The 26,542-nt window shown below is 70.9% G+C and carries 26 protein-coding genes; 11 read left to right on the forward strand and 15 right to left on the reverse strand.

The annotated features are described in order from the left end of the window. Nucleotides 1-101: 101 nt before the first annotated feature. From chpE to OG202_RS11640, 3 genes are all read right to left on the reverse strand, one after another. The gene (chpE, locus tag OG202_RS11630; RefSeq protein ID WP_033529228.1) at nt 102-350 is read right to left on the reverse strand and encodes a chaplin ChpE; all 249 of its coding nucleotides are present in this window, start codon (nt 348-350) and stop codon (nt 102-104) included. Between the two features lie 157 nt (nt 351-507). Next, nucleotides 508-1,149, reverse strand: coding sequence for a response regulator transcription factor (locus tag OG202_RS11635; protein WP_327730378.1), 642 nt, complete (start codon nt 1,147-1,149; stop codon nt 508-510). After that, complete coding sequence (locus OG202_RS11640) at nt 1,142-2,287, reverse strand: GAF domain-containing sensor histidine kinase (protein WP_326583788.1); 1,146 nt, start codon at nt 2,285-2,287, stop codon at nt 1,142-1,144. Before OG202_RS11640 ends, OG202_RS11635 begins: the two co-directional genes overlap by 8 nt. A 243-nt stretch (nt 2,288-2,530) precedes the next feature. Here OG202_RS11640 and OG202_RS11645 point away from each other — a divergent pair, with 243 nt between their 5' ends. The 3 genes from OG202_RS11645 (at nt 2,531) to OG202_RS11655 (ending at nt 5,289) form a co-directional block, all read left to right on the forward strand. Next, the gene (locus tag OG202_RS11645) at nt 2,531-3,226 is read left to right on the forward strand and encodes an SDR family NAD(P)-dependent oxidoreductase (protein WP_327730377.1); all 696 of its coding nucleotides are present in this window, start codon (nt 2,531-2,533) and stop codon (nt 3,224-3,226) included. Beyond that, entirely contained in the window at nt 3,223-4,323 is a 1,101-nt protein-coding gene (locus OG202_RS11650; protein ID WP_328222681.1) for an S-adenosylmethionine:tRNA ribosyltransferase-isomerase, read from the forward strand. Before OG202_RS11645 ends, OG202_RS11650 begins: the two co-directional genes overlap by 4 nt. A 297-nt stretch (nt 4,324-4,620) precedes the next feature. Further along, complete coding sequence (locus tag OG202_RS11655; RefSeq protein WP_326583785.1) at nt 4,621-5,289, forward strand: transglycosylase SLT domain-containing protein; 669 nt, start codon at nt 4,621-4,623, stop codon at nt 5,287-5,289. 77 nt (nt 5,290-5,366) lie between these two features. Here the strand turns inward: OG202_RS11655 and OG202_RS11660 are convergent, their stop codons facing one another. Further along, a complete protein-coding gene (locus OG202_RS11660) occupies nt 5,367-7,886 on the reverse strand; it encodes an ABC transporter ATP-binding protein/permease (RefSeq protein WP_326583784.1) in 2,520 nt (839 codons plus the stop codon). A 275-nt stretch (nt 7,887-8,161) separates the two neighbouring features. On the opposite strand from OG202_RS11660, the gene OG202_RS11665 reads away from it, so the two are divergent. Together OG202_RS11665 and serB are read left to right on the forward strand one after the other, a co-directional pair. Next, a complete protein-coding gene (locus tag OG202_RS11665; protein ID WP_443052237.1) occupies nt 8,162-9,979 on the forward strand; it encodes a streptophobe family protein in 1,818 nt (605 codons plus the stop codon). Nucleotides 9,980-10,353: 374 nt separating this feature from the next. Then, on the forward strand, nt 10,354-11,562 hold the full coding sequence (gene serB / locus OG202_RS11670) for a phosphoserine phosphatase SerB (protein WP_326583782.1): 1,209 nt from the start codon (nt 10,354-10,356) through the stop codon (nt 11,560-11,562). A 164-nt stretch (nt 11,563-11,726) separates the two neighbouring features. Here serB and OG202_RS11675 read toward each other — a convergent pair whose 3' ends face one another. The 4 genes from OG202_RS11675 to OG202_RS11690 form a co-directional block, all read right to left on the reverse strand. Continuing rightward, on the reverse strand, nt 11,727-12,245 hold the full coding sequence (locus OG202_RS11675) for a SixA phosphatase family protein (protein ID WP_326583781.1): 519 nt from the start codon (nt 12,243-12,245) through the stop codon (nt 11,727-11,729). A gap of 97 nt (nt 12,246-12,342) precedes the next feature. Further along, the gene (locus OG202_RS11680; protein WP_327730373.1) at nt 12,343-12,558 is read right to left on the reverse strand and encodes a hypothetical protein; all 216 of its coding nucleotides are present in this window, start codon (nt 12,556-12,558) and stop codon (nt 12,343-12,345) included. A gap of 202 nt (nt 12,559-12,760) precedes the next feature. After that, on the reverse strand, nt 12,761-12,877 hold the full coding sequence (locus tag OG202_RS11685; protein ID WP_005477623.1) for an SGM_5486 family transporter-associated protein: 117 nt from the start codon (nt 12,875-12,877) through the stop codon (nt 12,761-12,763). A 49-nt stretch (nt 12,878-12,926) separates the two neighbouring features. Continuing rightward, nucleotides 12,927-14,240 (reverse strand): CynX/NimT family MFS transporter, encoded by a 1,314-nt coding sequence (locus OG202_RS11690; protein ID WP_405893139.1) that lies wholly within the window; start codon nt 14,238-14,240, stop codon nt 12,927-12,929. 82 nt (nt 14,241-14,322) lie between these two features. On the opposite strand from OG202_RS11690, the gene OG202_RS11695 reads away from it, so the two are divergent. Beyond that, complete coding sequence (locus tag OG202_RS11695; protein WP_328222687.1) at nt 14,323-15,018, forward strand: FadR/GntR family transcriptional regulator; 696 nt, start codon at nt 14,323-14,325, stop codon at nt 15,016-15,018. Here OG202_RS11695 and OG202_RS11700 read toward each other — a convergent pair. The 3 genes from OG202_RS11700 to fabG form a co-directional block, all read right to left on the reverse strand. After that, complete coding sequence (locus OG202_RS11700; RefSeq protein WP_327730370.1) at nt 14,993-15,337, reverse strand: hypothetical protein; 345 nt, start codon at nt 15,335-15,337, stop codon at nt 14,993-14,995. The two genes, OG202_RS11695 and OG202_RS11700, sit on opposite strands and share 26 nt — an antisense overlap. A 181-nt stretch (nt 15,338-15,518) precedes the next feature. Next, a complete protein-coding gene (fabI, locus tag OG202_RS11705; RefSeq protein ID WP_326583776.1) occupies nt 15,519-16,286 on the reverse strand; it encodes an enoyl-ACP reductase FabI in 768 nt (255 codons plus the stop codon). A 5-nt stretch (nt 16,287-16,291) separates the two neighbouring features. Next, the gene (gene fabG / locus OG202_RS11710) at nt 16,292-16,996 is read right to left on the reverse strand and encodes a 3-oxoacyl-[acyl-carrier-protein] reductase (protein ID WP_327730369.1); all 705 of its coding nucleotides are present in this window, start codon (nt 16,994-16,996) and stop codon (nt 16,292-16,294) included. Nucleotides 16,997-17,247: 251 nt separating this feature from the next. Here fabG and OG202_RS11715 point away from each other — a divergent pair, with 251 nt between their 5' ends. The 3 genes from OG202_RS11715 (at nt 17,248) to tyrS (ending at nt 21,531) form a co-directional block, all read left to right on the forward strand. After that, entirely contained in the window at nt 17,248-18,771 is a 1,524-nt protein-coding gene (locus OG202_RS11715; RefSeq protein WP_327730368.1) for a TldD/PmbA family protein, read from the forward strand. After that, entirely contained in the window at nt 18,768-20,183 is a 1,416-nt protein-coding gene (locus OG202_RS11720) for a metallopeptidase TldD-related protein (protein ID WP_326583773.1), read from the forward strand. Before OG202_RS11715 ends, OG202_RS11720 begins: the two co-directional genes overlap by 4 nt. 79 nt (nt 20,184-20,262) lie before the next feature. Next, nucleotides 20,263-21,531 (forward strand): tyrosine--tRNA ligase, encoded by a 1,269-nt coding sequence (gene tyrS, locus OG202_RS11725; protein WP_327730367.1) that lies wholly within the window; start codon nt 20,263-20,265, stop codon nt 21,529-21,531. Nucleotides 21,532-21,611: 80 nt separating this feature from the next. Here tyrS and OG202_RS11730 read toward each other — a convergent pair whose 3' ends face one another. Then, nucleotides 21,612-21,890 carry a GlsB/YeaQ/YmgE family stress response membrane protein gene (locus tag OG202_RS11730; protein WP_326585883.1) on the reverse strand — a complete coding sequence of 93 codons (279 nt, stop codon included), beginning with the start codon at nt 21,888-21,890 and terminating at the stop codon, nt 21,612-21,614. A 245-nt stretch (nt 21,891-22,135) separates the two neighbouring features. On the opposite strand from OG202_RS11730, the gene OG202_RS11735 reads away from it, so the two are divergent. Beyond that, nucleotides 22,136-22,558: a DUF3099 domain-containing protein gene (locus OG202_RS11735; RefSeq protein ID WP_326583771.1), complete on the forward strand. Its 423-nt coding sequence runs from the start codon at nt 22,136-22,138 to the stop codon at nt 22,556-22,558. Nucleotides 22,559-22,780: 222 nt separating this feature from the next. Then, entirely contained in the window at nt 22,781-23,020 is a 240-nt protein-coding gene (locus OG202_RS11740) for a hypothetical protein (protein ID WP_327730366.1), read from the forward strand. A 5-nt stretch (nt 23,021-23,025) separates the two neighbouring features. On the opposite strand, the gene moaA is transcribed toward OG202_RS11740, so the two are convergent. The 3 genes from moaA to OG202_RS11755 all read right to left on the reverse strand — a co-directional run bounded on the left by moaA (nt 23,026) and on the right by OG202_RS11755 (nt 26,216). Next, the gene (gene moaA, locus OG202_RS11745) at nt 23,026-24,015 is read right to left on the reverse strand and encodes a GTP 3',8-cyclase MoaA (RefSeq protein ID WP_326574324.1); all 990 of its coding nucleotides are present in this window, start codon (nt 24,013-24,015) and stop codon (nt 23,026-23,028) included. Nucleotides 24,016-24,237: 222 nt separating this feature from the next. Then, nucleotides 24,238-25,863 (reverse strand): solute symporter family protein, encoded by a 1,626-nt coding sequence (locus tag OG202_RS11750; protein ID WP_326583769.1) that lies wholly within the window; start codon nt 25,861-25,863, stop codon nt 24,238-24,240. Beyond that, nucleotides 25,860-26,216, reverse strand: coding sequence for a DUF485 domain-containing protein (locus tag OG202_RS11755; protein ID WP_326583768.1), 357 nt, complete (start codon nt 26,214-26,216; stop codon nt 25,860-25,862). The genes OG202_RS11750 and OG202_RS11755 overlap by 4 nt, the downstream gene beginning before the upstream one ends. Nucleotides 26,217-26,542: the final 326 nt, after the last annotated feature.

Below are 26,542 nucleotides of genomic sequence, written 5' to 3' on the forward strand. Positions count from 1 at the left end.
CTGCGGCACGGCTGCCCGCAGCTACGAATGGTGGAAGCCTGACCGGCCTCCCAGGGGGCTCCTGGAAGGCCGGTGGTCACTGGTGCTCCGGGGCGGGAACGTCAGTGGTTGACACCCAGGTTGCCGAAGGCCGGGTTCAGGATGCCGACGACGTTCACGCTGTTGCCGACCGCGTTCACGGGGATGTGGACCGGGGCCTGGATGACGTTGCCCGAGACGACGCCCGGCGAGCCGATGGCCTTGCCGTCGGCGTGCGCCCCGCCGTCCGTGGCGGAGGCCATGCCGGCACCGGCGGCGACGAGGCCACCGGCCACCATCGTGACAGCGGCGGCCTTCTTCAGGTTCTTCACTTTGAGCCCTTCCTTGCGAACACTGCGGCGGTCGCACGCAGCACGCACTGAAGAACGGCGGGGGTCATCCGAGGATGCGCCATCTGGGGGACATACACCCGACAGTATGAATCTCAGCCCGGAGCGGAACCCTCCATGTTGTCGGACGATCTGTACGTCATCCGGCCACACCGTTGCGTACCGCCCACAGCGCGGCCTGTGTACGGTCCGCCAGGTCGAGCTTCATCAGGATGTTCGAGACGTGGGTCTTCACCGTCTTCTCGGAGAGGACCAGCGCGCGGGCGATCTCGCGGTTGGAGCGGCCGTCGGCTATCAGACCGAGCACCTCGCGCTCCCGCTCGGTGAGTGAACCTCCTCTCCCCTGGCCGGAGTTGGCCTGCTCCTGGGACAGGAGCGCGTCGGCGACCTCCGGCTGGAGGAGGACGTGCCCGGCGTGCACCGAGCGGATGGCGCCGGCCAGGGCGTCGGGGTCCACGTCCTTGTAGACGTATCCGGCGGCGCCGGCGCGCAGGGCCGGGACGACCGTGCGCTGCTCGGTGAAGCTGGTGACGATGAGCACACGCGCGGGGTTGTCGAGTTCGCGGAGCTTGCGCAGCGCGTCGACGCCGTCCATGCCCGGCATCTTGACGTCCATGAGGACGACGTCGGGCCGGAGCTCCTCGGCGCGGGCGACTCCCTCGGCGCCGTCGGCGGCCTCCCCCACGACCTCGATGTCGTCCTGCACCTCCAGGAAGGTGCGCAGGCCGCGCCGGACCACCTGGTGGTCGTCGACCAGGAGCACCTTGATTGCGTCAGCCACCGGGGACCTCCATCTCGATCGTGGTGCCCTTTCCGGGCGCCGATTCCACGGTCAGCCGGCCGCCGACCCCGCTCGCCCGGTCCCGCATGGAGACCAGGCCGAGGTGGCGTCCGGCGCGGCGTATGACCTGGGGGTCGAAGCCGGCGCCGTCGTCCGTGACCCGCAGGACGGCCCCGCCGCCGTGCCGGTCGAGGGTGACGTCGACCCGCTCGGCGCCCGCGTGCCGCAAGGCGTTGTGCAGGGCCTCCTGGGCGACGCGCAGCATGGCCTCCTCCTGGGCGGCGGGCAGCGCGCGGGCGCCGCGGCCGGAGAAGGTGACACGGGCGCTGTGGGCGCGGTCCAGGACATGGATCTGGGTGCGCAGGGTGGCGACCAGGCCGTCCTCGTCGAGCCCCGCGGGGCGCAGCTCGACGACGGCGGCACGCAGCTCGTCCGCGGCCTCGGCGGCGAGCGCGGCGACCTGCTGCAGTTCGCCCTTGGCGCGCGAGGGGTCGCGGTCGACCAGGGCGGCGGCGGCCTGGGCGGTCAGGCGCAGGGAGAAGAGTTTCTGGCTGACCGCGTCGTGGAGTTCATGGGCGAGCCGGGAGCGCTCCTCGGCGATGGTCAGCTCGCGGCTGCGTTCGTAGAGGCGGGCGTTGGTGAGGGCGATGGCTGCGTGCTGGGCGAGGATCGCCAGCAGGTCCTCGTCCTCCTCGGTGAAGCCGCAGCCGCCCTCGGGCTTGGGGCATCGCTTGTTGGCGAGGAAGAGGGCGCCGATGACCTCGTCGCCGTCGCGGATGGGCAGGCCCAGGAAGTCGACCAGATCGGGGTGGGCGCTCGGCCAGCCCTCGAAGCGGGGGTCCTTGCGGACGTCGGCCAAGCGCTCCGGGGTGGCCTCGCGGAGCATGGCGGCGAGGATGCCGTGCTGGCGCGGGAGGGGGCCGATGGCCTTCCACTGGGCGTCGCTGACACCGTCGACGACGAACTGGGCGAAGCCGCCGTGGTCGTCGGGGACACCGAGCGCGGCGTACTCCGCGTCGAGCAGCTCACGCGCGGAGGCGACGATCGTCTTGAGGACGTCGCGCACCTCCAGGTGCCTGCTCATGGCCAGCAACGCGGAACTCACCGCCGCGAGGCCGGACCGTGGACCTTGACTCATGACCTCACCGTACCGGCGGGGTCCGACACCGCGGATCGGACCGCCGGAGGCCTCGCCCGGGCCTTCGGACCTAGGCCGGAGGCCTACGACCGGGCCCAGGCCCGGGGACCGGCCCGGCGGCCTAGGGCAAAGGGCCCCGGCTCTCTGCGGCCCGCGCACGAGGCGGCGGGGGCGGTCCCGTTCCTACGTTGGGATCACCGCCGACCGGGTCGGGAGGCGGCCGAGGACGAGGGGACGGATGTCATGCCGGTAGCGATCATCACGGGGGCTTCGAAGGGGCTGGGCCGGGCACTCGGCGCGGCGCTGGCGGAGCGCGGGTGGGACCTGGTGCTCGACGCCAGGACCGCCGGGGCCCTGAAGGAGACGGCGGCACAGCTGTCGGAGTACGGGACGCGGGTGGAGGCTGTGCCGGGGGATGTCACGGACGCCGGGCACCGGGCCGCGCTGGTGGCGGCGGCGCGCGGGCTGGGCGGGGTCGACCTGGTGGTGAACAACGCGAGCGCGCTGGGCGCCGAGCCGCTCGTACGGCTGGAGGGGCTGGCCCTGGACGGGCTGCGGCGGGCCCTGGAGGTCAACGTGGTCGCGGCGCTGGGGCTGGTCCAGGAGGCACTGCCGCTGTTGCGGGCCTCCGGGGCGGGCACGGTGATCGACGTCAGCTCGGACGCGGCGGCCGAGGCGTACGAGACGTGGGGCGGGTACGGGGCCTCGAAGGCGGCGCTGGACCATCTGTCGGCGGTGCTGGCCGAGGAGGAGCCGGGGCTTCGGGTGTGGGCCGTCGATCCCGGGGACATGGGTACGGACCTGTACGCGGCGGCCGTACCGGACGACGACGATCCGCGGCCGAGCCCGGAGAGCGTGGTCCCGGCCTTTCTGCGGCTGCTCGACGAGCGGCCGGCCAGTGGCCGCTACGGGGCGCCTTCCCTGCTGGAGGGGCGATGACGACGGCGGCGGTGGGCGTCCCGGAGGAGTTGCACGCACGCGTGCCCGCCGAGCAGCGCGGGCCGGGCCTCGACCGGGACGACGTACGGCTGCTGGTCTCACGCGGTACGGAGGTGTCGCACCACGGGTTCGCGGAGCTGCCGGGGCTGCTGAGGGCGGGGGACCTGCTGGTCGTCAACACCTCGCCGACGCTGGCGGCGGCGGTGGACGGGGCGGTCGGGCACGCGCGCGTGGTGGTGCACTTCTCCACGCGGGGTGACGACGGGCGGTGGGCCGTGGAGCTGCGGGATCCGGACGGCGGCGGCACCACGCGCGCGCGTGCGGGCGGTCCCGCGGGGACGGAGGTGCGGCTTCCCCGTGATGTGCGGCTGGTCCTGGAGGAGCCGCTGAGCGAGCGGGGCGAGCGGCTGTGGTGGGCCCGTACGTCATCTTCGGCCCTCGCCGGGGTGCTCCGGGAGCACGGGCGTCCGATTCGTTACTCCTACACGGAGCGGGATCAGCCGTTGTCCGTCTATCAGACGGTGTTCGCGCTGCCGTCGGAGGACGGGGCGGGGAGTGCGGAGATGCCGAGTGCGGGGCGGCCGTTCACGGCGCGGCTGGTGGCGGAGCTGGTGAGCCGGGGTGTGCAGTTCGCGCCGGTCGTGCTGCACACCGGGGTGGCGTCGGCGGAGGCGCACGAGCCGCCGTATCCGGAGCGGTTCGCGGTGCCGGAGGCGTCGGCGCGGCTGATCAACGCGGCGCGGGCGGGTGACGGCCGGGTCATAGCCGTGGGGACGACGGCGGTGCGGGCCGTGGAGTCGGCCACCGGGTCCGACGGCGTCGTACGGGCCCGGGAGGGCTGGACGGATCTGGTGGTGACGCCGGAGCGCGGCGTGCGGGTGGTGGACGGGCTGCTGACCGGGCTGCACGAGCCGGAGGCCTCGCATCTGCTGATGCTGGAGGCGGTCGCGGGGCGGGCGGCGATCGACCGCGCGTACGAGGCGGCGGGCGGCGCGCGCTACCTGTGGCACGAGTTCGGGGACGTGCACCTCATCCTGCCGGAAGTCCTGCCGTCGAAGGGGCCTCACACAGAGCATTGCGGCAGCAACTGCCGGTGAGCTCCATGCCCGGCCCGTGTGAGCCCCCCCATAGGGCGCGCATCACGTACGAACGTCCCTAGGAGAGAGATAAGGGCGGTTTGAGCGGGAGAGACAGGTTGGTCTGTCCCGTTTTGCCGTTTCTGTTTCTACTACCAAGGATCGTACGTCACACCTTTGCCACGCGATTTTGCGGCCGCTAAGAATGGCAACTGTCGCTCGACGCCGTGGGTTCTTCCGCGGCGTTTCCGCTGGAAGAGCAGTGTCCTGAACCGGCCCGAGAGCGACCTCCGCGCTATTCGAAGAGGTCCATCACTCATGCCCATGAACGCCAACATCCTCCGCAACCGCCTCGCGCTGACCAAGACCCACAAGCTCTCGTTCGCCGGAGTGGCCGCCGTCGGCGCCGCCTCCCTCGCGTTCTCGCTGGTGCCGGCCGAGGCTCAGACCTCCGCGCAGACGGTTTCCGCGGCGCCGGTGGCGTTCAGTCAGAGCGCGACCCAGGCCGCGAAGGCGAGCGTCACGGACCAGGCGGCCGACGCCGACAAGAAGGCCGCCGCTGCCGCCGCCGCGAAGAAGGCCGAGCAGGAGCGCGCGAAGAAGGAGGCCGCGAGCCGGTCCGCCAAGCGCGCCGCCCAGGTCAAGGCCGCCGCCGCGAAGTCGTACCCGAACAACCTGGACGGCTGGATCCGCGAGGCGCTCGACATCATGAAGAAGCACAAGATCCCGGGCACCTACAACGGCCTGCACAAGAACATCATGCGGGAGTCCTCGGGCAACCCGAACGCCATCAACAACTGGGACATCAACGCCATCAACGGCGTCCCGTCGATCGGTCTGCTCCAGGTCATCAAGCCGACCTTCGACGCGTACCACGTCCCCGGCACGGCCAAGAGCCAGTACGACCCGGTCGCCAACCTGACGGCCGCCGCGAACTACGCCGCCGACCGCTACGGCTCGATCGACAACGTCAACAGCGCTTACTGAGGCCCGCGGGACCTCTGAGAACGCGGAAGGGCGGCACCCGGTGCGGGTGCCGCCCTTCGTACGCCGGTGCCCTGGGGCTACTTCCGCATGACCTCCGGCTCGTGGCGGCGCAGGAAGCGGGCCACGAGGACACCGCAGATCACGCCGAGCACGATGAGGGCGATCATGTCGAGGCTGTAGGCGCCGACCGTGTGGTCCCACAGCGGGTCCGTGTCGCCGGCCTCCTTGGGCGGGCTGATGTTGTTGAAGTCCAGCGTGGCACCGGCGGCGGCGACCGCCCAGCGCGACGGCATCAGGTACGAGAACTCGTTGACCCCGGGGCTGCCGTGCAGGGCGAAGAGGCAGCCGGTGAAGACGACCTGGACGATCGCGAACATCACCAGCAGCGGCATCGTCTTCTCGGCGGTCTTCACCAGCGAGGAGATGACCAGGCCGAACATCATGGACGTGAAGCCGAGCCCCATGATCGGGATGGAGAGTTCGAGCATGACGGCGAACTTGCCGGTGCCGAAGATCAGGGACTCGTCCGGGATGGTCCGGCTGGAGAAGCCGATCGCGCCGACCATGGCGCCCTGGAACACGGTGACCGCGCCGAGGACGATCACCTTGGACATCAGGTACGCGGAACGCGACAGGCCGGTCGCCCGCTCCCGCTCGTAGATCACCCGTTCCTTGATCAGTTCTCGGACCGAGTTGGCGGCTCCCGCGAAGCACGCGCCGACCGCGAGGATCAGCAGCACCGTGGTGGCCGTGCCGTTCGGGATGGGCAGGCCGGTGGCCTTGTTCACCCCCCGGACCAGCAGGTCCTTGTCCGGGTCGATGAGCAGGCTCACCGCGCCGAGCACGGCCGGCAGGATCACCGTCAGCGCGAGGAAGCCCTTGTCGGACGCGATGACGGAGACATAGCGCCGGACCAGGGTGCCGAGCTGGGAGAACCAGCCCTGAGGCTTCGGCGGGCGCATCGACTGCGGCGGCGGCATGTGCACCGACTGCGGGGCGACGGCGTCGATGTCCGCGGCGTACATCTGGTAGTGCTGCGAGCCCTTCCAGCGGCCCGCCCAGTCGTAGTCGCGGTAGTTCTCGAAGGCGGAGAAGACATCGGCCCAGGTGTCGTAGCCGAAGAAGTTCAGGGCCTCCTCGGGCGGACCGAAGTACGCCACCGAGCCGCCCGGGGCCATCACCAGGAGCTTGTCGCAGATCGCCAGCTCGGCCACGGAGTGGGTGACCACCAGGACCGTACGGCCGTCGTCGGCGAGGCCGCGCAGCAGCTGCATGACGTCGCGGTCCATGCCCGGGTCGAGGCCGGAGGTCGGCTCGTCCAGGAAGATCAGCGACGGCTTGGTCAGCAGCTCCAGGGCGACCGAGACGCGCTTGCGCTGGCCGCCGGAGAGGGAGGTGACCTTCTTGTCCTTGTGGATGTCGAGCTTCAGCTCGCGCAGCACCTCGTCGATACGGGCGTCGCGCTCCTTGGCCGTGGTGTCGGCGGGGAAGCGCAGCTTGGCCGCGTACTTGAGGGCCTTCTTGACGGTCAGCTCCTTGTGCAGGATGTCGTCCTGCGGGACCAGACCGATGCGCTGGCGCAGCTCGGCGAACTGCTTGTACAGGTTCCGGTTGTCGTAGAGGACGTCACCCTGGTTGGCGGGGCGGTAGCCCGTGAGCGCCTTCAGCAGGGTGGACTTGCCGGAGCCCGACGGGCCGATGACCGCGATGAGCGACTTCTCCGGGACGCCGAAGGAGACGTCCTTCAGGATCTGCTTGCCGCCGTCGACGGTGACCGTCAGGTGGCGTGCGGAGAAGGAGACGTCACCGGTGTCGACGAACTCTTCGAGGCGGTCGCCGATGATGCGGAACGTCGAGTGGCCGACGCCGACGATGTCGTTCGGGCCGAGGAGCGCCGTGCCGCCCTTGGCGATCGGCATACCGTTGACGAACGTGCCGTTGTGCGAGCCGAGGTCGCGGATCTCGAAGCGCCCGTCGGGCGTCGCGTGGAACTCGGCGTGGTTGCGCGAGACCTGGAGGTCGGAGACGACCAGTTCGTTCTCCAGGGCACGGCCGATGCGCATGACGCGGCCGAGTGACAGGTGGTGGAACGTGGTCGGGCTGCGGTCGCCGTAGACCGGCGGCGCCCCCGCGCCACCACCGGGGCCCTGCTGCGGGAAGCCCTGCTGATGCGGGACCTGTGCCGCTTGCGGCTGCTGCCAGCCCGCCTGCGGGGCCTGCTGCTGCGGGGCCTGCTGGGCGGCGTATCCGGCGCTCGCGCCCTGCGCGGCGTACGGCTGCTGCTGGGGCTGCGCGACGGACGCGGCGGCACCGGAGAGGTTGAGTCTCGGGCCGTCGGTCGCGTTGCCCAGGTGCACGGCCGAGCCGGGGCCGATCTCCAGTTGGTGGATCCGCTGGCCCTGCGCGAAGGTGCCGTTGGTGCTGCCGTGGTCCTCGATCACCCAACTACGGCCGCTGAAGCTGATCGTGGCGTGACGCCAGGACACCCTGGCGTCGTCGAACACGATGTCCCCCTGCGGATCACGTCCGAGGGTATATGCCCTGGACGGATCGAGCGTCCAGGTTTGTCCGTTCAATTCCAGTACGAGTTCCGGCACTCCATGCCCCACTGAGTTGTCCCCCGAAATTACCCCCAACACAGGGAGTCTAGGGATGTCGAACATCGGGGGGAACTATTTCAGGCTCGACCCCCTGACCGAAAGTCGGGCCTTGTGAAGAGAACGTACGGGGGCATCACCCCATCCCGTTGACGGGGTTGAAACCGGGCCGGAGAGTGGTAATCCCACGCGAGGGGGACATCAGCGGTGCAACGCCGCGATGTGGATCGGGGGGTCCGACCATGAGCGACCGGAATGTTGGCCGTGGCAGGAGCGTGCCGTGGGGGGATGTACTGTTCTCCGCGATCGCCGCCGTGAGCTGGGCGTTGATCGGAATGGCGGGTACGGCGGCGCTCGGTCTGCATCTGCTGGAGGCCGACTCGGCGGGTGAACTGGGGCCCATGACCGCGGCGGTTGTGGCGCTCGGGGCGGGTGGGTCGGTGACCCCCTCCGGCGATGTGTCCGTCTTTGGCCTGGAAGGAGCGCAGGCGACCACCGCCATCGAGATCACGCCACTGGGTGTCGGCCTGGTGGGAGCGCTCCTGCTGTCCTGGTTCTTCCTACGGTCCTTGCGCGGCGCGGGAGTTGTGATCTCCTCCGTCGAACTCCTCGCGCGCGCGGGCACGGTGCTCGCGCTCTTCGTGGCGTTGATGGGCGGACTGGCCTGGGCCGGGAACGCCGTCATCACCCTCGACGGCAGCCGCCTGGGGATCGACGGACAACTGCCGGGCGGCGGCGACCTCGACGACGTGGAGATCCCCGGACTCGGCGACATCGGGGACATCGGCGGCGGTCTGCTGCCGGACCGGCTGGGCGACCTCGCCGACGCAGGCGCCGAGGTGGGCTTCTCGGTCGACACCGTGCCGACCCTGCTCGGCGGCCTGGCCTGGTGCGTCGGTGTGCTGCTCATCGCCCTGCTGGCCTCGCGCCGCACTCCCCTGCCGCCCGCCCTCGACGTGGTGCACCGGGTCGTACGGCCGGCCGTCTCCGCGGTGGTCACCGTGCTCCTGGTGGCGGTCCTGGCCGGGCTCGCGGCGGCGGCGTACGCGGCGGTCAGCGACCCCCACCCCGAGCGGATCGCCGGCGCGGCGCTCCTCGGCGCGCCCAACGGCGTCTGGCTGGGCGTCCCCCTCGGCCTCCTCGTCCCCTGGGACGGCAAGGCCACCGGGCAACTCGCCGACCTGCTGCCCGACCCCCTCGACGAGTTGCTGCGCGTCGGCGCCGATGAGCCCGTCACCCTCGGTCGCCTCGCCGAACTGGACGGCCGGGTCTGGCTGTTGGGCCTCGCCGCCGCGCTGATGATGGTGTACGCGGGGGTCCTGACCGCCGTACGTACGCCTTTCGCACGGGGCTCGGCTGCCACCGCTGCCGGGGGTGCGACCGGTGCGGACGGACGGGGCGGGGGCGCGCTCGGCTTCGTGGGGCGCTGCGCGCTTCGGCTCGGGCTCGCGACGGCGGTGGCACTGCCGCTGCTCGTCCGGTTGACGGAGGTGTCGGTGGACGCCTCGCTGGCCCTGTTCGGCATCGACGCGTTCGACGCGGGCATCGAGCTGCGCGGGCAGCCGGCGACGGCCTTGGTGCTGGGCGCGCCGTGGGGCGCGGGTGCGGGGGCCGCGGGGGCGCTGCTGGCGTGCGCGGCGGGGGCCGCGGGGCGGCGGGCCTCGCCGTGGGCGCGGGGGGACGCGGGGGGCGGCTGGGCGAGCACCGCGACCTCCGAGGCCCACGCGACCGACTCCTCCTCGGGACCGTACACGCCGGGCACGCCGTACCGGCCGCCGAACCCGGACACCAACCCGTATCTGCGACTGCCGGACGAGCTGCGGAGGCCTCGGGGAGCCCTGGGGGCGCGGGAGGGCCGGGAGCCCAAGGGTCCCCGGCCGCCCGACGTCAACGGGGCGCCGACGGTGATGCGGCGTTTCACGCCGCCGCCCCGCCGGCCGGGACAGCGGCCGGGAGCGGGCCCCGGATCAGGGTCGGGGCCGCGATCCGGGTCCGGTTCGGGTACCTGGCCCGCACCGCCGCCACCACCGGAGGAGGGGCCGCCGCCACCGCCACCGCCACCGCCGGGGCCGCCGGGGCCGCGCGGGCGTTGAGCTGCCGGGGAACGGGGGCGAGGTCCGGGTCGGGTCGGGTCGGGTCGGGTCAGGGCGGTTCGGGTCGGATCGGGTCAGGTCGGGGCGGGTCGGGTCGGGTCGGGTCAGGGCGGGGCCACGATCCAGGTCCGGGCGGGCTACCCGGCCCGCACCGCCACCACCACTACCACCGGAGGAAGGACCGCTACCGCCACGTCCGCCGCCAGGGTCGTGCGGGCGTTGAGATGCCCGGGAACGGGGGTGATGCGAGGGAGATCTTCGGGACGTCGTACACGGTCCGGGTGCGCTTTCCTCACTGGTAACCCAGTGTTCTCCGTCCGCTGGGCGGACCTCAGGGGCAAAAGGCACGGGGCGCCGGATACGGTTGGCACATCATGAGCGCTTCGCAGACCTCCTCTGACGTCCCCACCCTCCTCGTCAAGATCTTCGGCAAGGACCGGCCGGGCATCACCGCCGGGCTGTTCGACACCCTCGCCGCGTACTCCGTCGACGTGGTCGACATCGAGCAGGTCGTCACCCGTGGCCGGATCGTGCTGTGCGCGCTCGTGACCGAGCCGCCCGCCGGGCAGGAGGGCGACCTGCGGGCGACCGTCCACAGCTGGGCGGAGTCGATGAAGATGCAGGCGGAGATCATCTCCGGCCTGGGCGACAACCGGCCCCGTGGCCTCGGCCGCTCGCACGTCACCGTGCTGGGACACCCGCTGACCGCCGAGTCCACCGCCCGGATCGCCGCCCGGATCACCGCGACCGGCGGCAACATCGACCGTATCTTCCGGCTCGCCAAGTACCCGGTGACGGCCGTCGAGTTCGCGGTGTCCGGTACGGAACCGGAGACGCTGCGGACCGCGCTGGTCACCGAGTCGGTGGCGTTGGGCGTGGACGTGGCCGTGGTCGCCGCGGGTCTGCACCGGCGGGCGCAGCGGCTGGTGGTCATGGACGTGGACTCCACGCTCATCCAGGACGAGGTGATCGAACTCTTCGCCGCGCACGCCGGGTGCGAGAAGGAGGTCGCCGAGGTGACGGAGGCCGCGATGCGCGGGGAGCTGGACTTCGAGCAGTCGCTGCACGCGCGGGTGGCGCTGCTGGAGGGGCTCGACGCCTCGGTGGTGGAGAAGGTGCGCAGCGAGGTGCGGCTCACGCCGGGGGCGCGCACGCTGATCCGTACGCTGAAGCGGCTGGGCTTCCAAGTCGGTGTCGTCTCGGGCGGATTCACCCAGGTCACGGACGACCTCAAGGAGCGGCTGGGCCTCGACTTCGCACAGGCCAACACGCTGGAGATCGTCGACGGCAAGCTCACCGGCAAGGTCGTCGGTGAGATCGTGGACCGCGCGGGCAAGGCGCGGCTGCTGCGCCGGTTCGCCGCCGAGGCGGGGGTCCCGCTGGTCCAGACCGTGGCCATCGGCGATGGCGCCAACGACCTCGACATGCTCAACGCGGCCGGTCTGGGCGTCGCCTTCAACGCCAAGCCGGTCGTCCGCGAGGCCGCGCACACCGCGGTGAACTTCCCCTTCCTCGACACCGTCCTGTACCTCCTCGGGGTGACCCGGGAAGAGGTCGAGGCGGCGGACACGCACGACGCGTAGCGAGGGCGGACGACGAAGGCCCGGCACCGAGGTGGTGCCGGGCCTTCGCCCTGACGAGCCCCTGGGGTGGCGGGTGCCCGGGAAGCCGTACGCCATACGCCGGTGGGGTCGCACCCGCCCGTGGGCGCCCTACGCCGGGTGCCGGCGGGGCCGCACGGCCGGGGTCACTCCGTCGGCGCCCAGTAGTCGGCCAGCGTGGTCACGCCCGGCTCCAGGCTCTTCCAGGGGCCCTCGAAGGAGAGCACGGCGAAGGCGGCGGCCGGGAAGCCGAAGCGGTTCATGCGCTCGCGGGCGTCGCCCTCCGCGCTGCCGGCGAGAATGTCGGCGAGGCCCTGGATTCCGGGGTTGTGGCCGATCAGCACGACGTTCTGCGCGTCGTCCGGGGTTTCGTTGAGCAGAGCGATCAGCTCGCCGGGCGAGGCCTCGTAGATCCGCTCCTCGTAGACCGTTTTCGGCCGCTCGGGCAGTTCGTGGACGGCCAGCTTCCAGGTCTCAAGGGTCCTGACCGCCGTGGAGCAGAGGGCAAGGTCAAGGGGGATGCCGGAGTCGGCCAGCTTGCGCCCGGCGACGGCGGCGTCCATGCGGCCCCGGTCGGCGAGCGGCCGCTCGTGGTCGGAGACCTGGGGCCAGTCGGCTTTCGCATGCCGGAAGAGGACAATCCTGCGGGGTTCTGCGACGCTCATGCGTCCCAGCTTCGCACGAAACAGGCCATGGGGCGCAGGGAGTTGAAGTGCGGATACCCGGCACCGGTACATGTGCTTCCGGCGGGCTGGCCGCTCGTCACGGTGTGTGGTTCAGCAGTGCCTGGTGTATGCGCTCCAGGAGGTGGGCGACCGTGGGGTCACCGCTCGCCGCCTGGGCCTGCGCGGGGTTCAGGATCAGCAGCAGGAGGGTGACGAAGCCGAGGGCCGGCAGGGCCACCGCCCACCAGGGCAGCCGGGTGTCGACGCGGCTGGTGGTCGCCGGGTGGGGCCGGGTGTGCGTACGGGCCGACATGCCGCCTCCGTGGTCTGCGAGTCCTCGTGGCCCGGTCCTCCGTGGGCCCTCGCGGGTCCCCTGCGGCCACGATCTCGACGTTACGGAACGCGGGCGGCCCGACCCATCCGGTGATCCACCCACTGCACCCTGAGACTCGTCCCCTAGGGGACGGGGGGGTTATCCCCACCCCGCGAGGGGCCACCCCGCGAGGGGGCGAGGGTCACGGTGACGCGATGGCCGCGATGATCCCGATGACGACGAAGATGGCGAGGAACGAGCCGAAGACCAGGAGCATCTTCTTCTGGCCGTTCTGGGGGTTCGGGTCGAGCACTGGCATGCGGCCAGTCTCGCACCCCTGACCCGCCGGGGAGCCGCCGGGGTGCGGCTCAGCGGGCCGCCTCGTCCTCCACCACCCGGTCGCGGCCGGCCAGGACACCCGCGGCGATCTGCGGGAGCAGCAGGGCGGCCATGAGGGCGAGGGGCAGGCCCCAGCCGCCGCTGTGCTGGTAGAGGACGCCGACGACGAGCGGGCCGGGGATCGAGATCAGGTAGCCCGCGCTCTGCGCGAAGGCGGACAGCTTGACCACGCCCGCGCCGGTCCTGGCCCGCATGCCGACCATGGTGAGCGCGAGCGGGAAGGAGCAGTTGGCGATGCCGATCAGCAGCGCCCATGCCCAGGCGCCCTCCGCCGGGGCGAGGTAGAGGCCCCCGTAGCCGAGGAGGCCGCAGACACCGAGGAAGGCCGCGATCGGCCCCTGGTGGGGCAGCCGGGTGGCGAGCCGGGGGATCACGAAGGCCAGCGGTACGCCCATCACCATCGTGACGGCCAGCAGCAGCCCGGCCGTGCCGGCCGGGACCCCCGCGTCCCGGAAGATCTGCGCCATCCACCCCATCGTGATGTAGGCGGCGGTCGCCTGGAGCCCGAAGAACACGGCGAGGGCCCAGGCGGTACGGCTCCGGGTGATCCGCAGGGCGGGCCCTTCGCCTCGTACGGGGGCCGACGGTGCCCCGGCCCGCTCCGCGGTGCGCGCGCCCCGGTCCCCTGCGAGCGGCAGCCACGGCAGCACGGCCGCCGCCGCGAGGACCGCCCACAGGGCCAGCCCGGGCCGCCAACTCCCGCCCAGCGCCTCGGTCAGGGGCACGGTGACGGCCGCCGCGGAGGAGGTGCCGAGGGCGAGGGCCATGGAGTAGAGGCCCGTCATGGAGCCGACCCGGTCGGGGAACCAGCGCTTGACGATGACCGGCATCAGGACGTTGCTGACGGCGATACCCATCAGGGCGAGGGCGCTCGCGGCCAGGAAGCCGGCCGTGCCGCCGACGTACGGCCGGATCGACAGGCCGCCGGTGATGGCGACCATGCCCGCGCAGACGACGGCGGCCGGGCCGAAGCGGCGGGCGAGCCGGGGCGCCATGACCCCGAAGAGGGCGAAGCAGAGTGGCGGTACGGAGGTGAGGAGGCCGGCGACGCTGCCGCTCATGCCGAGCCCGGCGCGCACCTCTTCGAGGAGGGCTCCGAGGCTGGTGATGGCGGGGCGGAGGTTGAGGGCCGTCAGGACGATGCCCACGATCACCAGTCGCGTCGTCCACGCGCGCGTGCCTCGCGCCCGGGCTTCGACCTCGCGTTCGGCCTGGGCCTGGGCGGGTGCGGGTGCGACTCGATCGGGTGCGGCTGTCGACGTCAGGGTTTCCTCGCTCACCATGACACTCATCATAGAATCATAGGATGATTGGTTGTCCAGGGCCCGGCTCTTCCCGGTCGCCCCGTCCATGCGAAGGTGTGCCATGCCGCTGAGCCATCCCCGCCGATCGGCGCTGTCCGAGCAGGTCATCGCCGCGCTGCGGAACCAGATCACCTCGGGCGAGTGGCCGGTCGGGTCGCGGATCCCCACCGAGCCCGAGCTGGTCGAGCAGCTGGGCGTCGCCCGGAACACGGTCCGTGAGGCCGTCCGCGCGCTCGCGCACAACGGTCTGCTGGACATCCGGCAGGGTTCCGGCACCTACGTCGTGGCGACCAGCGAACTCGCCGGCGTGATGCACCGCCGCTTCGCGGACGCCGACCCGACCCATATCGCCGAACTTCGCTCCGCCCTGGAGTCGAGCGCCGCGAAGCTCGCCGCCGAGCGGCGCACCGACAGGGACCTGAGGCAGCTGGACACCCTCCTGGCGCGTCGCGAGGAGGCATGGGCGTCGGGCGACGCGGAGGCCTTCGTGACCGCCGACGCGACCTTCCACATGGCGGTCGTGGCCGCGTCCCACAACGACGTCGTGACGACCGTCTACGCGGACCTGGGCGAGGTGCTGCGGGACTGGCTGCGCGGGGACGTGGGCGAGGAGCTGACCCCGGAGACGTACATGGACCACGCCCGGCTCGTGGACGCCCTCCGCGCGGGCGACGCGGAGACCGCCGCGGCGGAGGCGGCCGGCTATCCGTTCCACTGCCGTCCCGGGCGGGTCAGCCCACCCCCCGCTGGTGGCTGAACCACACCGAGCGGACTTCCTTCCAGCAGCGCCCGGTGAGCCGTACGGTCCGCGCCGGACCCGTCTCGACCGCGGCGCTGTCACTGTCGATGTCCCACCAGCGCGCGCACTCGATGTGCAGCCGGACGCGGTCGACGGCCACGTACGGGTTGTAGCAGTGCGCGATCACCTGGGAGCCGGTGACGGTGCTGCGGCAGGCCGCCCCGAAGGGATCGGGTTCGTCGGCCACGACGCGCGCGTGCGGTGCCGACTCGGACGGGAGGGTGAGTACGAGAGCCAGGGCGACGACAGCTGGGGCGATGCTGCGGGAGATGCGCACAAGGGGGACCTCCTCGGCCGAGTGGCTGAGCGGTACACGTCCAGCGTGCGCGGCACCCGGCCCGGGCGGCCCGTCCAATGAGCCGAACGAGTGATCGTCGCGGCGGAGAGGAGTACGGCGAGGGCGCACACCCGGATGGATGCGCGCCCTCGAAACGGCCGTCGGACCTCGGTGTCGGCGCTCACGCCCCGATCGCGTGCAGCCCGCCGTCCACGTGGATGATCTCGCCGGTGGTCTTCGGGAACCAGTCGCTCAGCAGGGCGACGACGCCCTTGCCGGCCGGCTCCGGGTCCTTGAGGTCCCACTCCAGGGGAGAGCGGTCGTCCCACACGGCGGCCAGCTCGCCGAAGCCCGGGATGGACTTGGCGGCCATGGAAGCGAGGGGGCCGGCGGAGACGAGGTTGCAGCGGATGTTCTGCTTGCCCAGGTCGCGGGCGACGTAACGGCTGGTGGCCTCCAGGGCGGCCTTGGCCGGACCCATCCAGTCGTACTGCGGCCAGGCGAACTTCGCGTCGAAGGTGAGGCCGACGACCGAGCCGCCGTTCTGCATCAGCGGCAGGCAGGCCATGGTCAGCGACTTCAGCGAGTACGCCGAGACGTGCATCGCGGTGGCGACGGACTCGAACGGCGTGTTGAGGAAGTTGCCGCCGAGGGCGTCCTGCGGGGCGAAGCCGATGGAGTGGACGACACCGTCCAGGCCGCCGAGCTCCTCGCCGACGATGTCGGCCAGGCGCCCGAGGTGCTCGTCGTTGGTGACGTCGAGCTCGATGACCTTGGTGGGCTTGGGGAGCTTCCTGGCGATGCGCTCGGTCAGCGTGGGCCGGGGGAAGGCCGTGAGGATGATCTCGGCGCCCTGCTCCTGGGCCAGCTTGGCGGTGTGGAAGGCGATGGAGGACTCCATCAGCACACCGGTGATCAGGACGCGCTTGCCCTCGAGGATTCCGCTCATGGTGATCAGTGACCCATTCCCAGTCCGCCGTCTACGGGGATGACGGCTCCAGTGATGTACGAGGCGTCGTCCGAGGCGAGGAACCGCACCGTCGCGGCGATCTCCTCGGGCTGCGCGTACCGGCCCAGCGGCACCTGCTTCACGATGCCCGCGCGCTGCTCGTCGGTGAGCACCTTGGTCATGTCGGTGTCGACGAAGCCGGGGGCGACGACGTTGAAGGTGATGTTGCGCGAGCCCAGCTCACGGGCGAGGGAACGCGCGAAGCCGACCAGGGCGGCCTTGGAGGCCGCGTAGTTGGCCTGGCCGGGCGAGCCGTAGAGGCCCACGACCGAGGAAATGAGGACGACGCGGCCCTTCTTGGCGCGCAGCATGCCGCGGTTGGCGCGCTTGACGACGCGGAAGGTGCCGGTGAGGTTGGTGTCGATGACCGAGGTGAAGTCCTCCTCGGTCATGCGCATCAGGAGCTGGTCCTTGGTGACGCCGGCGTTGGCGATCAGGATCTCGACCGGGCCGTGCTCGGCCTCGATCTCCTTGTAGGCCTGCTCCACCTGCTCGGGGTCGGTGATGTCGCACTTGACGGCCAGGAAGCCGGCCGGCGGCTCCCCCGAGCGGTACGTGATGGCGACCTTGTCGCCGGCGTCGGCGAACACGCGGGCGATGGCGAGGCCGATGCCCCGGTTGCCTCCGGTGACGAGAACCGAGCGGCTCAACGGATCACCCTTTCCTTAGCGGTCTGAACGCCTGCCTGAATGCCTGGACGGCAGGTGCCTTCCTCGAAAACCTATCGGTCCGGTCCGCCGGGTGGGCATTGGGGCAGTGACAGTGGCTCGGGGGTGTCGCTGTCGGATCCCTACAGAAAGCCGGCCGACCACAGCCGGAAAGATGTGGTCCGGCCGCCCGCGGGCGCGACATGATCGGACCCGACAGACCACGACAACCGCTCGGCAACAGGGAGACCTCGGTGCCTCATTCGATCGACGAAGCCTTCACGGCACTACCGCTAAGGGCTCTGGCCGACGCCGCGCTCGCCCGCGCCCGTGCCCTCGGCGCCGACCACGCGGACTTCCGGTTCGAGCGGGTGCGCAGTGCGTCCTGGCGACTGCGGGACGCGAAGCCGGCCGGGTCGTCGGACACGACGGACCTCGGGTACGCGGTGCGGGTGGTGCACGGCGGGACCTGGGGGTTCGCGTCCGGGGTGGACCTGACGATGGACGCCGCCGCGAAGGTCGCCTCGCAGGCGGTGGCGATGGCCAAGCTGTCCGCGCAGGTCATCAAGGCCGCCGGGTCCGACGAGCGGGTGGAGCTGGCGGACGAGCCCGTACACGCCGAGAAGACCTGGATCTCCTCGTACGAGATCGATCCGTTCACCGTCCCCGACGAGGAGAAGTCCGCGCTGCTGACGGACTGGAGCACGCGGCTGCTGGCGGCCGACGGGGTCAACCATGTGGACGCCTCGCTGCTGACGGTGCACGAGAACAAGTTCTACGCGGACACCGCCGGGACCGTGACCACCCAGCAGCGCGTACGGCTGCATCCGTCGCTGACCGCCGTGTCGGTCGACGAGTCCAGCGGTGAGTTCGACTCGATGCGGACGCTGGCGCCGCCGGTCGGGCGCGGCTGGGAGTACCTGACGGGCACCGGCTGGGACTGGGACGACGAGCTGGCGCGGATCCCGGAACTGCTCGCCGAGAAGATGCGGGCGCCGAGCGTCGAGGCGGGCGTCTACGACCTGGTCGTCGACCCGTCCAACCTGTGGCTGACCATCCACGAGTCCATCGGCCACGCCACCGAGCTGGACCGCGCGCTCGGCTACGAGGCCGCCTACGCCGGTACCTCCTTCGCCACCTTCGACAAGCTCGGCAAGCTGAGGTACGGCTCCGAGCTGATGAACGTCAGCGGCGACCGCACCGCCGAGCACGGCCTGGCGACCATCGGGTACGACGACGAGGGGGTGGAGTGCCAGAGCTGGGATCTCGTCAAGGACGGGACCCTCGTCGGATACCAGCTCGACCGGCGCATCGCCCGGCTGACCGAGCTCGGGCGTTCCAACGGCTGCGCGTACGCCGACTCCCCCGGGCATGTGCCCGTGCAGCGCATGGCCAACGTGTCGCTGAAGCCGGACCCTGCCGGGATGTCGACCGAGGATCTGATCGGCGGGGTCGACCGGGGGGTCTATGTGGTCGGGGACCGGTCGTGGTCCATCGACATGCAGCGGTACAACTTCCAGTTCACCGGGCAGCGGTTCTTCAAGATCGAGAACGGGCGGATCACCGGGCAGCTGCGGGACGTCGCGTACCAGGCGACGACGACCGACTTCTGGGGCTCCATGGCGGCCGTGGGCGGGCCGCAGACATACGTCCTGGGCGGCGCCTTCAACTGCGGGAAGGCCCAGCCGGGCCAGGTCGCCGCGGTGTCGCACGGCTGCCCGTCGGCCCTCTTCAAGGGCGTCAACATTCTGAACACCACGCAGGAGGCCGGTCGATGAGCGGGCGGAACAACAGCGCGCGGAACAGCAAGGCGCACAAGCCGCACGAGATCGTCGAGCGGGCCCTCGAACTCTCCCGGGCCGACGGCTGTGTGGTGATCGCCGACGAGTACTCGACGGCGAACCTGCGCTGGGCGGGCAACGCGCTGACCACGAACGGCGTCACCCGGGGCCGGTCGGTGACCGTCGTCGCCACCGTCGACGGCAAGGAGGGCACCGCCTCCGGGGTCGTGTCGCGGTCCGCCGTCACCGCCGAGGAACTGGAGCCGCTGGTGCGGGCCGCCGAGGCGGCGGCGCGCGGCGCCGGACCCGCCGAGGACGCCCAGCCGCTGGTCACGGGCGTAAAGCACTCCCCCGACTTCACGGAGGCTCCCGCCGAGACCTCCTCCGCGGTGTTCGCCGACTTCGCGCCGGCCCTCGGCGAGTCGTTCGCACGCGCGCGTGCGGGCGGCCGCGAGTTGTACGGCTTCGCCAACCACGAGCTGGTGTCGAGCTATCTCGGTACGTCCACCGGGCTGCGGCTGCGGCACGACCAGCCGAACGGCACGCTGGAGGTGAACGCCAAGTCCCCGGACCGTAAGCGCTCGGCCTGGGCGGGGCGCTCCACCCGGGACTTCAAGGACGTCGATCCGGGCGTTCTGGACGCGGAGCTGGCCGTGCGGCTGGGCTGGGCCGAGCGGCGGGTGCCGCTGCCCGCCGGGCGGTACGAGACGCTGCTGCCGCCCACGGCGGTGGCGGACCTGCTGATCTACCAGATGTGGTCGGCGTCGGCGCGGGACGCGGCCGAGGGCCGGACGGTGTTCAGCAAGCCCGGCGGCACGCGGATCGGCGAGCGGCTGACGGAGCTGCCGCTGAGCCTGCGCAGCGACCCGAACGAGCCGGGCCTGGAGTCCGCGCCCTTCGTGCTGGCCCACTCCTCCGGCGGCGACAGTTCGGTGTTCGACAACGGGCTGCCGCTGAAGGCGACCGAGTGGATCCGCGAGGGCGAGATCGCGAATCTGCCGACCACCCGGCACAGCGCGGGCCTGACCGGGCTGCCGGTGGTACCGACCATCGGCAACCTGATCCTGGACGGCGGCGAGGACCGCTCCCTGGAGGAGATGGTCGCGAACACGCGGCACGGGCTGCTGCTGACCTGCCTGTGGTACATCCGCGAGGTCGACCCCGCGACGCTGCTGCTGACCGGGCTGACCCGGGACGGCGTCTACCTCGTGGAGAACGGCGAGGTCACGGGCGAGGTCAACAACTTCCGGTTCAACGAGTCGCCGGTGGACCTCCTCGGCCGGGCCACGGAGGCCGGGCGCACGGAGAAGACGCTGCCGCGCGAGTGGAGCGACTACTTCACCCGGGCCGCGATGCCCGCGCTGCGGGTGCCGGATTTCAATATGAGTTCTGTCAGCCAGGGCGTATAACCTCGTAGGCGTTCGTGGTCGGCTGTCACCCGACTGCCGGGCGAACACCTGCGAAGACCATCGAGGAGACACGAGAACCGTGACGGACATCGTCGACGAGCTGAAGTGGCGGGGGCTGTTCGCCCTGTCCACCGACGAGGACGCTTTGCGCAAGGCGCTCGCGGACGGTCCCGTCACGTTCTATTGCGGTTACGACCCGACCGCGCCGTCCCTGCACGTCGGGCACCTGGTGCAGGTGCTCACCATGCGCCGGCTCCAGCAGGCCGGGCACCGGCCGCTGGCGCTGGTCGGCGGCGCGACCGGCCTGATCGGCGACCCGCGCCCGACGGCGGAGCGCACGCTGAACGACCCGGAGACGGTGGTCGGCTGGGTGGGCAAGCTGCGCGCCCAGATCGAGCCGTTCCTGTCCTTCGAGGGCGAGAACGCGGCCGTCATGGTCAACAACCTCGACTGGACCGAGGGCCTGTCCGCCATCGAGTTCCTGCGGGACATCGGCAAGCACTTCCGCGTCAACAAGATGCTGACGAAGGACTCCGTCGCCCGCCGGCTGGAGTCCGACCAGGGCATCAGCTACACCGAGTTCAGCTACCAGATCCTCCAGGGCATGGACTTCCTCCAGCTCTACCGGAGGTACGGCTGCACCCTCCAGCAGGGCGGCAGCGACCAGTGGGGCAACCTCACGGCCGGCCTGGACCTGATCCACCGGCTGGAGCCCGGCGTGGAGGCGCACGCGCTGGCCACCCCGCTGATGACCAAGGCGGACGGCACGAAGTTCGGCAAGACCGAGGGCGGCGCCGTCTGGCTCGACCCGGAGATGACGACGCCGTACGCGTTCTACCAGTTCTGGCTGAACGTGGACGACCGGGACATCACCCGGTACATGCGCATCCTCTCCTTCAAGTCCCGTGCGGAGCTTGAGGAGTTGGAGCAGCAGACGGAGGAGCGGCCGCAGGCGCGGGCGGCGCAGCGCGCGCTGGCCGAGGAACTGACGACCCTCGTACACGGGGCCGACCAGACCGCCGCCGTGATCGCCGCGTCCAGGGCGCTCTTCGGTCAGGGCGAGCTGGCGGAGCTGGACGAGAAGACGCTGGCCGCGGCGCTGTCCGAGCTGCCGCACGCGAAGGTCGCCGAGCTGGCGCCGGTCGTGGACCTCCTCGCGGAGGTCGGGCTGGTGCCGAGCAAGTCCGCGGGGCGTCGGACCGTGAAGGAGGGCGGGGCCTACGTGAACAACGTGAAGGTCACCGCGGAGGACGCGGTTCCCTCAGGGGAAGAGCTCCTCCATGGGCGGTGGCTGGTGTTGCGGCGAGGGAAGAGGAACCTGGCCGCCGTCGAGGTGACCGGGGCCTAGACGCCGTAGGGGCGTGGGGATGCCGGCGGCTGCGGATCGTTCGTGGTCGCTCGCGCGGTTCCCCGCGCCCCATTCGGGGCTCAGGTCCGCTGTTTTCTCTTGCCCAGGGTCGCCATGTACGCCATGTCGCCCAGGGCCACGATGGCGATCGCGGCGATCAGCTGGAAGATGTGGCGGCTCCAGTCGATGCCGGAGGTCTCTTCGACGCCGAAGCCGCGCGCGATCGCGTTGCCGACGACGGCGCCCAGCATGCCGAAGATCGTCGTCAGCCAGAGCGGGCTGTGCTGCTTGCCCGGAATGATCGCCTTGGCCAGCAGGCCGAGTACGAATCCCACGATGATCGCCCACAACCAGCCCATGGCTGCCTCCTCGTACGGCTCGACGTGAGCATTACGCCCAGTGTCGGCCTGCCTGCGGTACGACGCATGTCGGGCACTGCCGTACGCGCTACGGCGCATTTCCTCCCCTCCCTGTGGAAGGTGACCCGGTCTCGTAGGCGGCGCGGACGCGGCGTAACGTTGGGCTTGTCCGTACCGCGTTCGCTAGCGGGCGGGGGCGGGGCACGGGCCGGGGAGCGTCCGATACAGGCGGGTGGTGGAACGTGATGCGGAAGCAGAGCAACGCCGAGGTCTTCCGGATCACAGGAGCCCGGCAGGGCCTCGCCGACGACGTTCGCGGCCGGCAGCGTCGCTACATCATCTCGATGTCCGTCCGCACCCTCGCGGTGATCGCCGCCGCGGTTCTCTGGAACGTGGAACGGCACGTCGCGGTCGTCGCACTGGTGCTCGGCGGGATACTGCCCTACATCGCCGTGGTGATCGCCAACGCGGGCCGTGAGAACGCGCCCTCGCTGCCGTCCACGTTCGTCCACGCCCCGACGCGTCCGATGATCACTCCGCCCCGGGAGACGGACGCCTCCTCCTCGGCCGAATTCGGAGCCGAGGCACGCTTCGCGGAATCCGTCCCGGAAGACGCCGCGGCCGATCCCGCGGACGGTCGGCGGAGTGAACCGCGCGAGCGGGCCTGAGCACCGGGAATCCGGTCGAAGCGGAATCGGACCACCCGCCAAGCTCAAGAAATGCTCAGATCAATCATGTAGTTCCTGTGCCGGGCAGAGGCCCACCCGTGACATACTTCGTACGCGCTCCGCATCCCCCGTCGGAGCGACAGACCGACGCCGGGCAGCTCCCCCCGTGGCTGCTCGGCGTCGCCTTTTCCGGGACTGGTTTTCTGAGGCTAGGGTCGACGTGTGAACATCCTCAACGTCCCCGGCTCCGACCCCTCCTCCCCCATCTGTTCGGCCAAGGGCTGTCGTGCCGACGCGGTCTGGGTGCTCGCCTGGAACAACCCGAAGCTGCACACGCCTGAGCGCCGCAAGACGTGGCTCGCGTGCGACGAGCATCGGGAGCACCTGTCCCAGTTCCTGGGTGTGCGGGGGTTTCTGAAGGATGTCGTGAAGCTGGCGGAGTGGGAGGGTCGGGCGTCGTAGGGTGCTCAGCCCCCGATTGCCGACATGGGCCTGTCGGGCTGGACGAAGGACGGGTCGTCCAGGCCCGCTCCCGCCTTCTTGCCCCACATCGCCAGGCGCCAGATGCGGGCGATCTCCTCGTCGGGGGCGCCGGAGCGCAGGGCGGCGCGCAGGTCGGTCTCCTCGCGGGCGAAGAGGCAGGTGCGGACCTGGCCGTCGGCGGTGAGGCGGGTGCGGTCGCAGGCCGAGCAGAAGGGGCGGGTGACGGAGGCGATGACGCCGACGCGGTGCGGGCCGCCGTCCACCAGCCAGCGTTCCGCCGGGGCCGAGCCGCGCTCGTCCTGGCCCTCGGGGGTCAGGTCGAAACGGGTGCGCAGTGACGTCAGGATGTCGCCCGCCGTGACCATGCCGTCGCGCTTCCAGCCGTGCTGGGCGTCCAGGGGCATCTGCTCGATGAAGCGCAGCTCGTAGTCGTGCTCCACGGCCCAGGCGAGGAGGTCCGGGGCCTCGTTCTCGTTCAGGCCCGGCATCAGGACCGAGTTGACCTTGACGGGAGTCAGGCCGGCGTCGCGGGCGGCGGCCAGGCCTTCGAGGACGTCCTTGTGCCGGTCCCGGCGGGTGAGGGTCTTGAAGACGTCCGGGCGGATGGTGTCCAGGGACACGTTCACCCGGTCCAGGCCCGCCGCCTTCAGGGCCGTCGCCGTGCGCTTGAGGCCGATGCCGTTGGTGGTCAGGGACATCTGGGGGCGGGGGGCGAGAGCCGCCACGCGCTCCACTATGCCGACCAGGCCGGGGCGCAGCAGCGGCTCACCGCCGGTGAAGCGGACCTCCGTGACGCCCAGGACGCGGACGGCGATGTCGATGAGACGGACGATCTCGTCGTCGTCGAGCAGGTCGGGCTTGGCCAGCCACTGCAGGCCTTCCTCGGGCATGCAGTACGTACAGCGCAGATTGCACCGGTCGGTCAGCGAGACCCTCAGGTCGGTGGCCACTCGGCCGTAGGTGTCGATGAGCACGTGGGCCCCCTCCCTCGTCGGACCGATCGACGAACGTGGTTCCGCTCGTGGATCGCTGATGATTCCTTCTCCGGACACCTGCGAGCCTACGTGACCCCTCCGACAACATCACAGGCCCGATTCCACAAGACCTGGCGCGAAGTCGCCGTAGATCCCTACGACCCGGCACGACGCGGGGCCGTCGTAGGTGACCTACGACGGCCCCGGGCGCAGTCGGCCGGATCAGTGGGCGCCGGTGCCCGTGAGGGAACGTACCTCCAGCTCGGCGTACTTGGCGGTGTCGGGCTCCTCCTTGGACAGGACGGTGCCCAGCCAGCCCATGAGGAAGCCGAACGGGATGGAGATGATGCCCGGGTTCTTCAGCGGGAACCAGTGGAAGTCGACGTCCGGGAACATCGCCTTCGGGTCGCCGGAGACGACGGGCGAGAACAGCACCAGGCCGACGGCGACGATCAGACCGCCGTAGATCGACCACAGCGCGCCCTGGGTGGTGAACTTCTTCCAGAAGAGGCTGTAGAGGATCGTCGGCAGGTTGGCGGAGGCCGCGACCGCGAAGGCGAGGGCGACCAGGCCGGCCACGTTCAGGTCGCGGGCGAGGGCGCCGAGGCCGATGGAGACGACGCCGATGAAGACGGTCGCCCAGCGGGCCGCGCGGACCTCCTCGGCGCCGGATGCCTTCCCCTTGCGGATGACGTTGGCGTAGATGTCGTGCGCGAAGGAGGACGACGAGGCGAGGGTGAGGCCCGCGACCACGGCGAGGATCGTCGCGAAGGCCACCGCCGAGATGGTGGCAAGCAGGATCGCGCCCCAGGCCGAGTCGACGCCGCCCAGGTGCAGGGCGAGCAGCGGGGCCGCCGTGTTGCCCGACGGGTTGGAGGCGATGATCTCGTCCTGGGAGATCAGCGCTGCGGCGCCGAAGCCGAGGGCGATGGTCATCAGGTAGAAGCCGCCGATGATGCCGATCGCCCAGTTCACGGACTTCCGGGCGGCCTTGGCGTTGGGCACCGTGTAGAAGCGGATCAGGATGTGCGGCAGACCGGCGGTGCCGAGGACCAGGGCGATGCCGAGGGAGATGAAGTCCAGCTTGGAGGTGCCGGTGGCGCCGTACTGGAGGCCGGGCTCCAGGAAGGCGGCGCCCTTGCCGCTGTTCTCGGCGGCGGTGCCCAGCAGATCGGAGATGTTGAAGTTGAACTTCAGCAGCACCAGGAACGTAATGAGGATCGTGCCGCCGATGAGGAGCACGGCCTTCACCATCTGGACCCAGGTGGTGCCCTTCATGCCGCCGATGGAGACGTAGACGATCATCAGGATGCCGACGAGGGCGACGATGAGGATCTTGCCGGCGTCGGACGTGATGCCGAGGAGCAGCGAGACGAGGACGCCCGCGCCCGCCATCTGGGCCAGCAGGTAGAAGATCGACACGACGATCGTGGAGGTACCGGCGGCGGTGCGGACGGGGCGCTGGCGCATGCGGTAGGCGAGGACGTCGCCCATCGTGTAGCGGCCGGAGTTCCGCAGGGGCTCGGCGACCAGGAGGAGGGCGACCAGCCAGGCGACCAGGAAGCCGATGGAGTAGAGGAAGCCGTCGTAGCCGAAGAGGGCGATCGCGCCCGCGATGCCGAGGAACGACGCGGCGGACATGTAGTCGCCGGAGACCGCGAGGCCGTTCTGGAAGGCGCTGAACTGCCGTCCGCCCGCGTAGAAGTCGGCGGCGTCCTTGGTCTGGCGGCCGGCCCAGATGGTGATGGCGAGCGTCGCCAGGACGAACAGCCCGAACAGGGTGATGATGAGCGGCCGGTGCTGGCTGGCCTCGTTGGCCGCGAGGAAAGTCTGCTGTGCGGGGCTCATGCGCCGCCCTCCATCCGGGACTTGATCGCCTCGGCCTTGGGGTCGAGCTTCGCGGCGGCGTGCCGCGAGTACCACCAGGCGATGAGGAACGTGGTGACGAACTGGGCGACGCCGAGGACGAAGGCGATGTTGATGTTGCCGAAGAGCTTGGTGCCCATGAAGTCGCCCGCGTAGTTGGAGAGCAGGACGTACAGCAGGTACCAGGCGATGAAGCCCACGGTCAGCGGGAAGGCGAACGAGCGGTAGGAGCGGCGCAGTTCAGCGAACTCGGCGCTCTCATGGACCGCGGCGAACTCCTCGGGGGAAGGGAGATGATGCTCTGCCTTCGCGGGGGGCGGTGCGTCGGTTGCCACGGAGTCTCCTCGCGTCTCCGCCGCGGTCGCGACGGTGGATGGTGACTTTTTCGCCGTCGGATCGGGGGACGGGTTGGGTACGGACATGGGGTCGGCTCTGTTCCTTCGGTGACGGGTGCACGATCGTGCTCGGGCTCCCTGCACAACGTCACGGCGGCGCGTGAGGACCGGTTCAACCGTGCGTGTTTCTTTCGAGAACCGATGCCGAAGCGGCCTGGAAGTGCGGTGACTTCGAGGGTTACCCCTCTACTTCGGCCTCCCGCCCATGAAGTCATTGCTGGCCGGTGACGACCAGGGATAGCTTCGGGCTGCACCACCAACGTCAT

This window comes from Streptomyces sp. NBC_00310 (assembly GCF_036208085.1).
In the GTDB taxonomy this organism is placed as follows: domain Bacteria; phylum Actinomycetota; class Actinomycetes; order Streptomycetales; family Streptomycetaceae; genus Streptomyces.

Bases quoted from the DNA above. Each gene is read 5' to 3' on its own strand.
- OG202_RS11640 (WP_326583788.1), bottom strand. From the start codon at position 2,287: ATGAGTCAAGGTCCACGGTCCGGCCTCGCGGCGGTGAGTTCCGCGTTG.
- OG202_RS11645 (WP_327730377.1), top strand. From the start codon at position 2,531: ATGCCGGTAGCGATCATCACGGGGGCTTCGAAGGGGCTGGGCCGGGCA.
- OG202_RS11650 (WP_328222681.1), top strand. From the start codon at position 3,223: ATGACGACGGCGGCGGTGGGCGTCCCGGAGGAGTTGCACGCACGCGTG.
- OG202_RS11655 (WP_326583785.1), top strand. From the start codon at position 4,621: ATGCCCATGAACGCCAACATCCTCCGCAACCGCCTCGCGCTGACCAAG.
- serB (WP_326583782.1), top strand. From the start codon at position 10,354: ATGAGCGCTTCGCAGACCTCCTCTGACGTCCCCACCCTCCTCGTCAAG.
- OG202_RS11675 (WP_326583781.1), bottom strand. From the start codon at position 12,245: ATGAGCGTCGCAGAACCCCGCAGGATTGTCCTCTTCCGGCATGCGAAA.
- OG202_RS11680 (WP_327730373.1), bottom strand. From the start codon at position 12,558: ATGTCGGCCCGTACGCACACCCGGCCCCACCCGGCGACCACCAGCCGC.
- OG202_RS11685 (WP_005477623.1), bottom strand. From the start codon at position 12,877: ATGCCAGTGCTCGACCCGAACCCCCAGAACGGCCAGAAGAAGATGCTC.
- OG202_RS11690 (WP_405893139.1), bottom strand. From the start codon at position 14,240: ATGGTGAGCGAGGAAACCCTGACGTCGACAGCCGCACCCGATCGAGTC.
- OG202_RS11695 (WP_328222687.1), top strand. From the start codon at position 14,323: ATGCCGCTGAGCCATCCCCGCCGATCGGCGCTGTCCGAGCAGGTCATC.
- fabI (WP_326583776.1), bottom strand. From the start codon at position 16,286: ATGAGCGGAATCCTCGAGGGCAAGCGCGTCCTGATCACCGGTGTGCTG.
- OG202_RS11720 (WP_326583773.1), top strand. From the start codon at position 18,768: ATGAGCGGGCGGAACAACAGCGCGCGGAACAGCAAGGCGCACAAGCCG.
- OG202_RS11730 (WP_326585883.1), bottom strand. From the start codon at position 21,890: ATGGGCTGGTTGTGGGCGATCATCGTGGGATTCGTACTCGGCCTGCTG.
- OG202_RS11735 (WP_326583771.1), top strand. From the start codon at position 22,136: ATGCGGAAGCAGAGCAACGCCGAGGTCTTCCGGATCACAGGAGCCCGG.
- OG202_RS11750 (WP_326583769.1), bottom strand. From the start codon at position 25,863: ATGAGCCCCGCACAGCAGACTTTCCTCGCGGCCAACGAGGCCAGCCAG.